The sequence below is a fragment of the Lentzea sp. NPDC037011 genome (genome assembly GCF_055607425.1).
This window is the reverse complement of record NZ_JBVJRT010000002.1, coordinates 64,180-77,470: the sequence shown is the minus strand read 5'-3', so window position 1 is coordinate 77,470 and position 13,291 is coordinate 64,180. Positions and strand designations below refer to the sequence as shown.

Sequence of the window (13,291 nt, the reverse complement as noted above, 5' to 3'; positions counted from 1 at the left end):
AGGATTTGAACCTGCGGCCCCTCGCCCTCAGGACGATCCTGCGCCGACCGGCAAAAACAACGGACACGCACGCCCGACATGCAGCACAAGCTGGGGCAAACCGAACAAGCACGACGACAAAGGAATGTTCGGCAGCAAGCCCTGCAAATGCGCACAAACAAGTGGGTGTGAATAAGTTAGTCCTTGTTAACGGCCGGTTCGCAACAGATCCTTGCCGTGCTCCGTAAACACATTCACCTCGACGAACGTCCGGCTCTCCCTGCAACCGCAGAGCCGGGCCGTTCGCCCTGCAACGAGGAGAACGATGCAAGCGAGACGTAGTTTTGTGCTGGCCGCGGCCGGATCACTGGCCGTCGCCGTGCTCACCCAGACAGGTGCGCACGCGGCCCCGCAGCCCCAACCGGGCCAGACCGCTGAGGCGCTGGCGGTGGACGCGGCCGCGAGCCTCGTCGACAGCCGGCCCAGCCAGCTGCACGCCAGCGCGAGCGACCAGTTCGTGCGGCACGACGTCATCTCGTCCACCAACGGCCTCAAGTACGTCCCCTACGACCGGACCTACAAGGGCATGCCGGTGGTCGGCGGTGACTTCGTCGTCGTCACCAACTCGACCGGGCAGGTGCTGCACACCTCGGTCGGCCAGAGCTCCACGATCGACCTGGCGAACACGACGCCGTCCGTCACCAAGGCGCAGGCCGAGAAGACCGCGCGGACCGCCCTGTCCACTGTGGATGGTGTCGGCGCGCCCGAGCAGGTCGTCTACGCGCTCGACTCCACGCCGAAGCTCGCTTGGAAGGTCTCGGTCACCGGCCGGGGCTCCGAGGGCCCGAGCAAGCTCGACGTGGTCGTGGACGCGACGACCGGCCAGGTGCTGCACACGCAGGAGCACGTCCTGCACGGCACCGGCAACAGCGGGTGGAACGGTCCCTCCGTCCCCCTCGCCACCACGCAGTCCGGGTCGACGTACTCCCTGAAGGACCCGAACCTCACCAACGTCAGCTGCCAGGACGCGGCGACCAACACCACGTTCACCAAGTCCTCCGACTCGTGGGGCAACGGCAACGCGACCAACCGCGAGACCGGCTGCACCGACGTGCTGTTCGCAGCGCAGACCGAGTCGAAGATGCTCACGCAGTGGCTGGGCCGCAACGGTTTCGACGGCAACGGCGGTGGCTGGCCGATGCGCGTCGGCCTGAACGACCAGAACGCCTACTACGACGGCAGCCAGGTCCAGATCGGCAAGAACACCAACGGGCAGTGGATCGGCTCGCTCGACGTCGTGGCGCACGAGCTCGGTCACGGCATCGACGACCACACGCCGGGTGGCATCTCCGGTGCGGGCACGCAGGAGTTCGTCGCGGACGTCTTCGGCGCCACCACCGAGTGGTTCGCCAACGAGCCGTCGCCCTACGACACGCCTGACTTCCTGGTCGGCGAGACGATCAACCTCGTCGGCAGCGGCCCGATCCGCAACATGTACAACCCGAGCGCCATCGGCCACGCGAACTGCTACAGCAGCTCGATCCCGAACACCGAGGTGCACGCGGCGGCCGGGCCCGGCAACCACTGGTTCTACCTGCTGTCGCAGGGCACGAACCCGACCAACGGCCAGCCGACCAGCTCGACGTGCAACAACACCTCGATCACGGGTCTCGGCGTCGAGAAGGCCGTCAAGATCTTCTACAACGCCATGCTGCTCAAGACCTCCGGCAGCTCGTACCCCAGGTACCGCACGTGGACGCTGACCGCGGCGAAGAACCTCTACCCCGGCAGCTGCGCGGAGTTCAACACCGTCAAGGCCGCCTGGGACGCGATCAGCGTGCCCGCGCAGACGGCCGACCCGACGTGCAGCGCGACCGGCACGGTCACCGTCAGCAACCCCGGCAACCAGTCCAGCACCGTCGGCACCGCGGTGAGCCTGCCGCTGTCGGCGAGCGGCGGCACCGCGCCGTACACGTGGTCGGCCACCGGCCTGCCCGCCGGCCTGTCCATCAACTCCGGCACCGGCACCATCTCCGGCACGCCGACGACCGCGGCCACGTCGAACGTCACGGTGACCGCGACGGACAGCGCGAACAAGAGCGGCACCGCGTCGTTCAGCTGGACCGTCGGCACGGGCGGCGGCAACTGCTCCGGCCAGAAGCTCGCCAACCCTGGCTTCGAGTCCGGCAACACCTCCTGGACGGCGACCTCCGGTGTCATCGGCCAGCACGGCAGCAACGGTGAGCCCGCGCGGTCCGGCACCTGGTCGTCGTGGCTGAACGGCTACGGCTCGTCGCACACCGACTCGCTGACCCAGTCGGTGACGATCCCGGCCGGCTGCAAGGCGACCCTCACGTTCTACCTGCACATCGACACCAACGAGACCGGCAGCACCGTGTACGACAAGCTGACGGTCACGGCCGGGAGCACCACCCTCGGCACGTTCTCGAACGCCAACGCGGCCTCCGGCTACGTGCTGAAGACGTTCAACCTGTCCTCGTTCGCGGGTCAGACCGTGTCGGTGAAGTTCAACGGCACTGAAGACGCCTCCCAGCAGACCTCGTTCGTCATCGACGACACGGCGGTCACGCTCAGCTGACGCGGGGTGCGGTTGCCGGTGCTGGAACATCAGCCCGGCAACCCCACACCCGTTTCGCGGTGGTGGGGAGCGGTCCACAAGCCGTGGACGGTCGCTTGGTCATCGCCGATGTCGACGGGCGGTTGGAGAAGTCACCGGCCTCCGCCCGCGGACTGAAGCGTGCACTCGGCAGGGGGTGCCAGGGGTAGCCCCTGCCGGGACACGTTGCGAGATTCGTGGCATGAGCTCAGCTATCACCTCAAATGCTTGGTTGCGGCGGTTCCGGCCGCGGGACAGCGCCCCCGTGCGCCTGGTCTGCCTTCCGCACGCCGGAGGTTCGGCGACCTACTTCCTGCCCGTGGCAGCGGCGCTGGATCCCTCGGTGGACGTCCTGGCGGTCCAGTACCCCGGCCGCCAGGACCGGCGTACCGAGCCGTTCGTGCGCACCATCGACGAGCTCGCCGAGCTCGTCACCGAGCAGTTGAGCGGCTGGACGGACCGCCCGCTGGCGTTGTTCGGGCACAGCATGGGCGCGACGCTCGGCTTCGAGGTCGCGCGCAGGCTGGAGCGGGCGGGCACGGTTCCGGTGGCGTTGTTCGTCTCGGGTCGGCGGGCGCCCTCGTGCTTCCGCGACGAGCGCGTCCACCAGGAGGACGACGAGCAGCTGCTGGCCGATGTGCGCGCGCTCAGCGGCACCGACGCACGGCTCTTCGGCGACGAGGAGATCATGCGGATGGTGCTGCCCGCGCTGCGCGCCGACTACGAGGCGGCGGAGACCTACCGGTACGAGCCGGGAGAACCTCTGCGGGCACCCGTCGTCAGCCTGGTCGGAGATGCCGACTCCAAGGTGACCGTGGACGAGGCGCGCGCGTGGGATCGGCACACGAGCGGGGAGTTCGACTTCCACGTGTACCCCGGCGGGCACTTCTTCCTCGACGAGCACGCCACCGCGGTGATCGACATGATCAAGCGGCGGCTGCTCGGCTGAACGAGCTCAGGTGTTGAGGTAGGCCAGCACCGCGAGCACCCGGCGATTGGTGTCCCCGGTCGCCGGGAGCACCAGCTTCGTGAAGATGCTGGAGATGTGCTTCGCCACGGCGCCTTCGGTGACCGCGAGGTGCTGGGCGATCGAGGTGTTCGAACGGCCCTCCGCCATCAGCTCGAGGATCTCGCGCTCGCGGGCGGTGAGCGCGGCCAGCGGTTCGTCCTTGGAGTGGCTGACCATCAGCTGTGCCACCACTGTGGGGTCCATGGCGGTTCCGCCGCCGGCGACCCTGCGCACCGCGTCGATGAACTGCACGTCGTCGAGGACACTGTCCTTGAGCAGATAGCCGATCCCTCCCTTGCCGTCGCTGAGCAGCTCCCGTGCGTACATCTGCTCCACGTGCTGCGACAGCACGAGGATCGGCAGCCCGGAGTGTTCACGCCGCACCCTCAGCGCGGCCTGCAGGCCCTCGGTGGTGAAGGTGGGGGGCAGGCGCACGTCCACGATCGCCACGTCCGGCCGGTGCCGGGCGACGGCGGTCACGAAGTCGGCGCCGTTGTCGACCGCCTCCAGCACCGTGCACCCGTGCACCTCCAGCAGTTGAACAATGCCTTGTCTCAGGAGGAAGAGGTCCTCGGCGAGAACAACGCGCACGGCACCTCCATCTTTGTTCTCGTGGGACCGCCGGGCGGGCTGTCCAGGTCGAAACTTCCGTCGAACGCGGCAAGTCTGCGCCGGATCCCACCGAGTCCGCCCTCCTCGGTGAGGACCGCGCCGCCACGGCCGTCATCGGTGACCGTGACGTGGAACGTGCCCTCGTCGTACCCGCCGACGATGTCCACGTGGCGCGCATCGGAGTGCTTGAGCACGTTCGCCAGCAGCTCCGAGATCGAGAAGTACACCGCTGACTCCACCGGGTCGGGCAGCTTCCCCGGCAGGTCGAACGTCACCTCGACGGCCAGCGGACTGGCCAGCCCGAGCGCGCGCACGGCGTCGGCGAGGCCACGTTCGGCGAGCACCGGGGGGTGGATACCGCGCACCAGGTCGCGGAGCTCCCGCAGCGCCTGCACGGACGACGCACGGGCCTCGCGCAGCACCTGCCGCGCTTTCTCGGCGTCGTTGTTGCCGACGTGGCGGTCGGCCACGCCGAGCTGCAGGCCGAGGCTCACCAGCCGGGCCTGCACGCCGTCGTGCAGATCGCGCTCGATCCGCCGCAGCTCCGCCGCCTGGGTGTCCAGCGCGCCGGAACGCGTCTCGGCGAGGTGCCGCACGCGGGAGGCGAGCCGGCTCCGCTCGGTGGGGCCGAGCAGCAAGCGGACGAAGTGCGCATAGCCCGTGACGATCCACGGCGACAGCGTCAGCCACACCACGAACCCCACGACCGCGAGGCCCGCCACGGCCGCCGCGGAGCCCCAGCTGCCGACCTGGAAGAAGGCGTACCAGGTCGGAGAACCGTCCTCGGCCAAGGGAATCCAGAGGCCGCTCGCGAGCACGAGCCCGTGACCGACGTAGTAGAGCAGCGCCGCGGGCAGCACGGCCACGAGGCCGGCCACGCAGTTCAGCAGCAGCCACAGCAGGTCGCGCCAGGTCGCCGGGTCGGCGAGGATCCACTTGCAGCGGCGCGTCCAGCCGACGATGTCGCGCTCCACCTGCTCCGGCTGCGGGCGGTACGGGCGCTCGACCGGCACTCCGAGCCGGGTGGCCGCGCGGCGGTTGAGGTCGCACAACCACCGCACGGCCGCGGTCAGGTGCGGCAGCACGACGAAGCCGATGCCGATCAGGCACAGGATGGTGAAGTACGTCGTCGAGATGAACAGGACGATCGAGAGCAGCGCGCCGGCTCCGGCGGCCGCACCGATCGCGGTGTGCAGGACGGCACGGCGGAGCCAGGGGCGCCAGGAGGCCGCGATCGTGTGCACCCGAACATGATCCCATTCCCCGAGTGCGGCAGGCGGATCGCCCCAGTTCTGGAACGGGGGCGATCCGTGACCGGTGGTCGCGGTCATCCTTCCTTGACCGCCTCCACCGCCGGCGAGCGCATGCCCCGCCAGGAGGACGTCAGCGTCGCGCCGAACACCAGCAGCAGCGAGCCGGCGACGATCGCCAGGTAGATGCCGATGGAGCCGGACGGCAGCCAGTCGCCGGTCTTCACCAGGCTGTAGGGCACGATCGTGGTGGCCGACGCGATCGTGCCGAGCAGGATCGCCACCACACCGACCAGCACGCCCTCGGCCGTCAGCATCCCGAGCACCTGCCGCTTGGTCGCGCCGACCAGCTGCTGCAGCCCGAACTCGGCCTTCCGCTTGCGGGTCACCGCGATCAGCGTGTTGAGCACGGTGATCGCCGCGTAGCTCACGATCATCGCGACGATCGTGTAGTTGGCCGAGGCGAGGATCTGCTGGATCTGGTTGTTGCGAGCGGCCAGCGCGGAGCTGTCGACCAGCTCGGTGCCGGGCACGCCGGCGGCGAGGGTCGAGAGCCGGTCGCGCACCGCGCCCACCTGGCCCTCGTTGGAGCGAACCAGGATCTGGCTGACCACGCCTTCGGTGGTGTGCCGCGCGAGGGTGTCCGCGGGCAGCGTCAGGTAGTTCTGGTCGGGGTTGTCGGCGTACAGGGCGACCACGGTGGGCCGGACGCCGGTGCCGTCGCCGAGCTGCAGCGGCAGCCGGTCGCCGACCTTGACGCCCTGCTTCTCCGCGGTCTTGTCCGAGAGCGCCACCGCGTCACCGGTGAGCCTGTCCAGCGAACCCGCGACCAGCGGCAGGTCGAGGTTCCGCGCCACGCCGTCCGCGGAGACACCGCGCAGCTCGACCGAGTCGCCGCCGCCCCCCAGGTAGCCCGTGCTGGTGACGAAGTCCGTGGCCGCCGCCACACCCGGTGTGGTCCGCACCCGGTCGAGCACCTCGGGGGCGAAGCCGCCGGAGGAGGAGACGAGCAGGTGGTCCGCGAGCACGTTCCGGTCGTACGAGGCCTGCGACACGGTGTCCTCGGTGGCCTGCATGTACAGCGTGCCCGTGGCGATGCCGACGAGCAGGATGATCGGCGCGATGGCACCGGCCGTCCGCACCGACGAGGTCATCGCGTTCCGCACCGCGAGCCTGCCCGACAGCCCGCTGAGCAGCCGGACCGGCCACCACAGCACGGCGATCAGCGCCTTGGTGATGCCGGGGGCGAGCAGCGCGATGCCGATGCAGAACAGCACCGAGGCGGGTCCCGCCGTGCTGGCCAGCGTGGGACCGTTCTCCATCAGCGTCGCGGTGGCCACGGCGAGCCCGATGCCGTTGGCGAGGAAGAACAACGCGAAGATCAGCCGCCACTTGCTGAACCACTTGGCTTCCGACGCGCTCTCCGCGGCGGCCACCACCGGTTCGGTGCGCGCGGACTTCCGCCCGGCGAAGCGGGTCGCGAGCGCCGCGGCCAGGACGGTGACCAGCGCGCCGACGGCCATGGGCGCCCAGCCCGCGTGGTAGACCACCGAGGAGGACACCACGCCGCTCGAGGACAGCACGGCGAAGAGCGCGTTGCCGAGCCAGTACCCGGGGAAGAGCGCCAGGAGCACGGCCAGCACCGACAGCACGGCCGTCTCGGACCCGATCATCCGCCGCAGCTGCCCCGGCGTGGCGCCGACGCCGCGCAGCAGTGCCATCTCGCGCACCCGCTGCTGCAGGGACAGCCCGAACGTCGAGGCGACACCGAACATCACGATGAGCACGACCGCCGTGCCGAAGACCGCGGCGAGGATGACGATCGTCTCCCGGCTCGCGAGCGTGCCCGGCAGCTCGGCGAGCCCGCGGGTGTCCCCGGTGAGGACTTCGGCGCCGGTACCGACCTTGGCGCTGATCGCGGCGGCGACCGCGGTCACGTCGGCGCCCGGAGCGAGCACGACGGCCACGGAGTCGATGCTGCCGCCCGCGAGCCGGCGTGCGGTGTCGTCGGTGAAGAACAGTGCGCCCGCGGGGTTCGCGTCGCCGTTCTGCCCGGCGACACCGGTGACGCGGAAGGTCTGGGTGACGCCGCGGACGGCGACCCGCACCGACGCACCCGGCTTGACCCCCGCGGCCGCTGCCAGACCGGAGTCGAGCACGACGTCGTCACGACCGGCGGGCGCCTTGCCGTCGGAGAGGGTGTAGGGCGTCAGGCCGGCACTCCCCCAGCCGTGGCCGTAGGAGGTGCCGCCCACGGCCTTGCCGTCGCGCAGCACGGCGGACTGGACCGAGACGTCGGGAACCACGCCTTCGACACCGGGCACCGACGCCACGGTGGCGGCCAGCTTCGGATCGAGGTGGCGGCGCTCGGTGAGCGCCCCCGCGTCGCCGGACTGCTGCCCGGTGACGACGATCGGCGCACCGCCGAGCCGCTGGGGCTCGGCGGACATCCGGATGCCGGTCTCCATCAGCGCGCCGCAGGCGATCACGATCGCGGCGCCGAGGAACATCGCGAGGAACGTCGCGACGAAGCTCGCCCTGCGGAACTTGAGCGTGCTCAGTGCCAGCCGGAACATCAGAACCCACCCCTCATGGGCGCGGCCGCCGTGTCGTCCTGCCAGGCGCCGAGCCGGGTCATCCGCGCCGCGACCGCGTCGGCCGTCGGCGACACCAGCTCACCCGCGATGGCGCCGTCGGCCAGGAACACCACGCGGTCCGCGTAGGACGCGGCGACCGGGTCGTGGGTGACCATGACGAGCGTCTGGCCGGCCTGGTTGACCGACTGGCGCAGCAGGGCGAGCACCGAGGAGGCGGTGCGGGTGTCGAGGGCGCCGGTCGGCTCGTCGGCGAACACCACGGCGGGCCGGGTCACCAGCGCCCGCGCGATGGCGACGCGCTGCTGCTGACCGCCGGAGAGCTCCGACGGCCGGTGCTTGAGCCGGTCGGCCAGACCGACGCGGTGGACGACCTCGCTGATGAGCGCCTTGTCCGCGCGCTTGCCCGCCAGCTGCAGCGGCAGGGTGATGTTCTCCATCACCGTCAGCGCGGGCATCAGGTTGAAGGACTGGAAGATGAAGCCGATCCGGTCGCGCCGCAGCTCGGTGAGCTGGGTGCTGTCCAGACCGGACAGGTCGATGCCGCCGACGGTCACCCGGCCCGAGGTCGGCGTCACGAGCCCCGCCGCGCAGTGCAGGAAGGTGCTCTTGCCGGAACCGGAGGGTCCCATCACGGCGGTGAAGGTGCCGTCGCCGAAGTCGAGGCTCAGACCGCGCAACGCGGCGACCTGGCTGTTGCCCTTGCCATAGGTCTTCGACACGGACTCGAGCCGGACCGCCTTCGTGCGGCCGCGGATGGCAGTTGTGGTCACTGCGGTCTCCTGACTGGATTCCCGCGCTCCTAGCACGGCGTCTGGATTCGAGATTAGTGATCGGGCCGGGAGGCCACATTGGCTCTAACCCGCCGATTGAAGGTAGACTTTTCTCCACCTCGACACGCTCAGTAGCCGCGCGGGGAGGAACCTCCCCCGTCGAACCTCCAGTTTTCTCCACTGTTTCCGCTCCGGTTCGTACCACCGCATGAATTGACCTCAGCACCAATGCATTCGCACTTCAGGTCCGGTAACCTCCAGATGTCAAGATCAGTGCGGAATCCGCGGCGACGGCCGCGGACTCGGAGGTTCACGCCATGACGGCGCATGATGAGGAATTCATCGCACGTGTGCTGCCCGACGGATGTCTCGAACTCTTCTGCCAGAGCGAGCAGACCTGGCACAAGTGCAGCCGGCGCGGTACCGCGATGTGGATCGCACTGCGGCGCAGCGACTGGCGGCCGGATCTGGCAGCACACGAAATTGCGTGGCAGTTGAATGTGGACGCCGACTCCGTGCGGTGTGACGCGGAAGCCTGGCTGGCACATTTTCGCATGAAGACGAACTGAGCAACCCCGTCGCCGTTTCCCGTCACTTCCGGCCGCTGCTCTCACCGGCTGACTTCACGGGACGTGCGCACCCAGCGGTCGACGGCTTCGGCCGTCGACGTGGCGAAATCCTCCAGCACGGTGAAATGCGTTCCGGGAACCTCGGTCAGCTCGTGGTCGCCGGGCCAGGTCGCCCGCCACTCGGAATCCCCCTCGGCGAAGGACTCGGAAGGCCGCACGAACAGGACGGGCGCGGTCAGCGCGCCAGGGGGGCAGTGCTGGATCAGGTCGCTGTAGCGGCTCATCGCCGCGAGCCGGGAGGTGCCGAACCCGCCGAACGCCGACTCGCGGTCCAGCATCCCGCCGAACATCTGCCGCCACAGGTCGTCCCTGCCCTCGCCGCCGGGCAGGTACGTGTCCACCAGCACCACACCGCCGGCAGGCAGGCCGGCCCTCTCCAGGGCTTCGGCGGCGGCGTGCGCGAACTGCCCGCCGGAGGAGTAGCCCACGAGCACGTAGGGCCGGCCGTCCTCACAGGCGGCGCGAACGCCCTCGACCACCACGTCCACCACCGCGGCCACCGAAGCCGGCAGCGGCTCACCGGCACCGAAACCGGGCACGGCGGGCACGAGGACGTCGCGCACGCCGTGGAAGTGCCGGGCGAACCGCGCGTACTGGTGCGCGCCGCCGAGGGCCATCGGCGAGGGCACGCACACCAGCCGGACGGGGGCGTCCCCGGTGGAGAGCCGGACCGGCGGCGGCACCGCGCCGAACTCCTCGACGCCGTCGAACGCGGGCAGGACGTCCGCGACGCAGCGCAGCAGGTCGATCGCCGCGGACATCCGGCCGTCCGCCACGGCCCTGCGCACCAACCCGGCGACCGACTCGTCCTCGGTGAGACCGCCGGAAGCAGGCTGCTCCCCCGCGACCAGCTGCTCCTGCAGGTGCGCGGCGAGCGCGTACGGGGTGCCGTGGTCGAACACGGTGCCGGCGGGCAGCGTCGTGCCGAGAGCGCCGGCGAGGGAGTTGCGGAGCTCGGCGGCCGAGACCGAGTCCATGCCGATCTCCAGGAACACCGCGTCCTCGTCGACGTCGCCGGGACCCGCGTGACCGAGCACGGCGGCGGTGTGCGCGCGCACCGCGTCGGTCAGCCGCGCCAGCTGCTCCTCGCGGGGCAGTCCGGAGATCCTCGCCCACAACGCCTTCTCGGGCGGGGCGTCGTCGACGTGACCGGGCAACGTGTCGAAGGTGAGCTGCGCCTGCGAGGCCAGCCAGTAGCGCTCGCGCTGGAAGGCGTACGTGGGCAGCGCCGCGCGGCGCGTGCCGGGGAACAGCCTCCGCCAGTCGAGCGCCACTCCGCTGACGTGCAGCCGCGCGAGACCGGCGGCCAGTGCCAGGGGTTCCTCGACCTGGCGACGTCCGAGGGCGATGAGCCCGGTCTTGCCGTCCTCGTCCAGACACTCGCCGGTCATGCCGGTCAGCACGGCGTCGGGGCCGAGCTCGACGTAGCGGGTGACACCGGAGGCGCGCAGGGTCGCCACCGCGTCCGCGAACCGCACGGTCTCGCGCACGTGGCGCACCCAGTAGCCGGGATCGGTCAGCTCGGCCGCGGCCGCGCGGCCGGTGAGCGCCGAGACGATCGGGATGCGCGGCTCGTGGTACGTGAGCTTTTCCGCCACCACGCGGAAGTCGGCGAGCATGTCGTCCATCAGCGGGGAGTGGAAGGCGTGCGAGACGGTGAGCCGGCGGGTCTTCGCGAACCGTCCCGCGACCGCCAGCACGGCCGCCTCGTCGCCGGAGAGCACCACCGAACCGGGTCCGTTGACCGCCGCGACCGCCACGCGGCCGGGAGCGTCCGCCAGCAGCGGGAGGACGTCGTCCTCGCTCACGGCCACCGCGACCATCACGCCGCCTTCCGGCAGCGCCTGCATCAGCTTGCCGCGCGCCACGACGAGCGCGCACGCGTCGGGCAGGTCGAGCACCCCCGCCACGTGCGCGGCGGCGAGCTCGCCGATCGAATGTCCCGTCAGGGCGGCCGGTTTCACCCCGAGCGAGGTGACCAGCCGGAACATCGCGACCTCGAAGGCGAACAACGCCGGTTGCGCGTACTCGGTCCTGCGCACCAGCTCGGGGTCCTCCGAGGCCAGCACCTCTGCGAGGCCGAGGCCGGACACGGCGTCGATCTCGTCGAACGCTTCCGCGAACACCGGGTGGTGCGCGCGCAGGGCCAGCCCCATGCCGGGGCGCTGGGCGCCCTGGCCGGTGAAGAGGAACGCCGTGCGGCCGCGGTTCTGTGCACGGCCGCTGACGGCTGCCGCGCTCGGTTCGCCCGCCTCGAACGCGCGCAACGCGTCGAGCAGCTGTTCCCCGGTGGAGCCGAAGACGGCCGCGCGGTGCTCGAACGCCGACCGCGCCGTGCCGAGCGTCCGCGCGACGGCGGTGATCGGCTCCGCCTCCCGCTCCGCCAGGAAGGCGTGCAGCTTGCCGGCCTGCGCGGCGAGCGCGCAGGGCGACCGTGCGGACAACGGCCACACCACGACGGGTGCCGGGGGCTCGTCTCCCGGCTCGGGTGCCGCAGGAGGTGCTTCGAGCACCACGTGGGCGTTCGTGCCGCTGATGCCGAACGAGGAGATCCCCGCGCGGCGCGGACGGCCGGTCTCCGGCCACGCCCGTTGCCGGGTCAGCGGCCGCACGGCTCCCGCCGACCAGTCCACCCTGGTGGACGGGGTGCCGACGTGCAGCGTCCGCGGCAGGACCCCGTGCCGCATGGCGAGCACCATCTTGATCACGGCCGCCGCACCGGCGGCGGCCTGGGTGTGCCCGATGTTCGACTTGACCGAGCCGAGCCACAGCGGTTCGCCGCCCTCACGGCCCTGGCCGTAGGTGGCCAGCAGCGCCTGCGCCTCGATCGGGTCACCGAGGGTCGTTCCGGTGCCGTGCGCCTCCACCACGTCCACATCGGACGGTGTCAGCTCCGCCGCGGCGAGGGCCTGCGCGATGACGCGCTGCTGCGACGGCCCGTTGGGCGCGGTGATGCCGTTCGACGCGCCGTCGGAGTTCACGGCGGAGCCGCGCAGGACGGCGAGCACCTCGTGACCGCACCGCCGCGCCTCCGACAGCCGCTCCAGCACGACGACCCCGACGCCCTCGGCGAAGCCGGTTCCGTTGGCGTCGTCGGAGAACGACCGGCAGCGGCCGTCCGGGGACAGTCCTCCCTGCCTGCTGAACTCCACGAAGGTGCCGGGGGTGCCCATCACCGTCACACCGCCTGCCAGCGCCCGGTCGCACTGGCCGCCGCGGATGGCCTCGGCGGCGAGGTGCAGCGCGACGAGCGACGAGGAGCAGGCGGTGTCCACCGACATCGTCGGGCCTTCCAGGCCCAGCACGTACGACACGCGGCCGGAGACCATGTTGCCGGTGCCGAAGCTGCCGAAGTAGTCGTGGTACATCACGCCCGCGTAGACGCCGGTGCGGCTGCCCTTGAGCGTGTGCGGGTCGATTCCCGCGTCCTCCAGGGCCTCCCAGGAGGCCTCCAGCAGCAGCCGTTGCTGGGGGTCGAGCACGGCGGCCTCGTTCGGGCTGATGCCGAAGAACGCGGCGTCGAACTCCCCCGCGTCGTGCAGGAAACCGCCTTCCCAGGTGTAGGTGTGTCCTGCCTTCCCCGGTTCCGGGTCGTACAGCGCGGGGTCCCAGTCGCGGTCGGAGGGGAAGGCGGTGATGCCCTCCCGGCCCTCCACGACCAGCTGCCACAGCTCGTCCGGTGTCGTGACCCCGCCGGGGTACCGGCACGCCATGCCGACGAGCACCACCGGGTCGTCGGCCACCTCGGTGAGGGAGCGGTTGAGCTCGCGCAGCCGCTCGTTCTCCTTCAGCGAGGCACGCAGGGCCTCGACGAGTCTGGCGTCCGGT

7 protein-coding genes and 1 pseudogene are annotated in these 13,291 nt (G+C 70.9%); 3 read left to right on the top strand and 5 right to left on the bottom strand.

The window, feature by feature from the left end:
• Positions 1–304: 304 nt before the first annotated feature.
• Positions 305–2,578 carry a M4 family metallopeptidase gene (locus tag ACZ7CH_RS05125; protein ID WP_470373197.1) on the top strand — a complete coding sequence of 758 codons (2,274 nt, stop codon included), beginning with the start codon at positions 305–307 and terminating at the stop codon, positions 2,576–2,578.
• A gap of 220 nt (positions 2,579–2,798) precedes the next feature.
• The gene (locus tag ACZ7CH_RS05120; RefSeq protein WP_470368741.1) at positions 2,799–3,545 is read left to right on the top strand and encodes a thioesterase II family protein; all 747 of its coding nucleotides are present in this window, start codon (positions 2,799–2,801) and stop codon (positions 3,543–3,545) included.
• Positions 3,546–3,551: 6 nt separating this feature from the next.
• On the opposite strand, the gene ACZ7CH_RS05115 is transcribed toward ACZ7CH_RS05120, so the two are convergent.
• The 4 genes from ACZ7CH_RS05115 to ACZ7CH_RS05100 all read right to left on the bottom strand — a co-directional run bounded on the left by ACZ7CH_RS05115 (position 3,552) and on the right by ACZ7CH_RS05100 (position 8,834).
• Positions 3,552–4,196: a response regulator transcription factor gene (locus ACZ7CH_RS05115; protein WP_360398804.1), complete on the bottom strand. Its 645-nt coding sequence runs from the start codon at positions 4,194–4,196 to the stop codon at positions 3,552–3,554.
• The gene (locus ACZ7CH_RS05110; protein ID WP_360398807.1) at positions 4,160–5,461 is read right to left on the bottom strand and encodes a sensor histidine kinase; all 1,302 of its coding nucleotides are present in this window, start codon (positions 5,459–5,461) and stop codon (positions 4,160–4,162) included. The genes ACZ7CH_RS05115 and ACZ7CH_RS05110 overlap by 37 nt, the downstream gene beginning before the upstream one ends.
• Positions 5,462–5,544: 83 nt before the next feature.
• Positions 5,545–8,043 carry an ABC transporter permease gene (locus tag ACZ7CH_RS05105; RefSeq protein ID WP_458433529.1) on the bottom strand — a complete coding sequence of 833 codons (2,499 nt, stop codon included), beginning with the start codon at positions 8,041–8,043 and terminating at the stop codon, positions 5,545–5,547.
• The gene (locus ACZ7CH_RS05100; protein WP_360398813.1) at positions 8,043–8,834 is read right to left on the bottom strand and encodes an ABC transporter ATP-binding protein; all 792 of its coding nucleotides are present in this window, start codon (positions 8,832–8,834) and stop codon (positions 8,043–8,045) included. The genes ACZ7CH_RS05105 and ACZ7CH_RS05100 overlap by 1 nt, the downstream gene beginning before the upstream one ends.
• A 317-nt stretch (positions 8,835–9,151) precedes the next feature.
• Here ACZ7CH_RS05100 and ACZ7CH_RS05095 point away from each other — a divergent pair, with 317 nt between their 5' ends.
• A complete protein-coding gene (locus tag ACZ7CH_RS05095) occupies positions 9,152–9,403 on the top strand; it encodes a hypothetical protein (protein ID WP_360398816.1) in 252 nt (83 codons plus the stop codon).
• A 41-nt stretch (positions 9,404–9,444) separates the two neighbouring features.
• Here the strand turns inward: ACZ7CH_RS05095 and ACZ7CH_RS05090 are convergent.
• Positions 9,445–13,278 (bottom strand): annotated as a pseudogene (locus tag ACZ7CH_RS05090) (type I polyketide synthase); the annotation flags it as partial.
• Between the last annotated feature and the right edge of the window lie 13 nt (positions 13,279–13,291).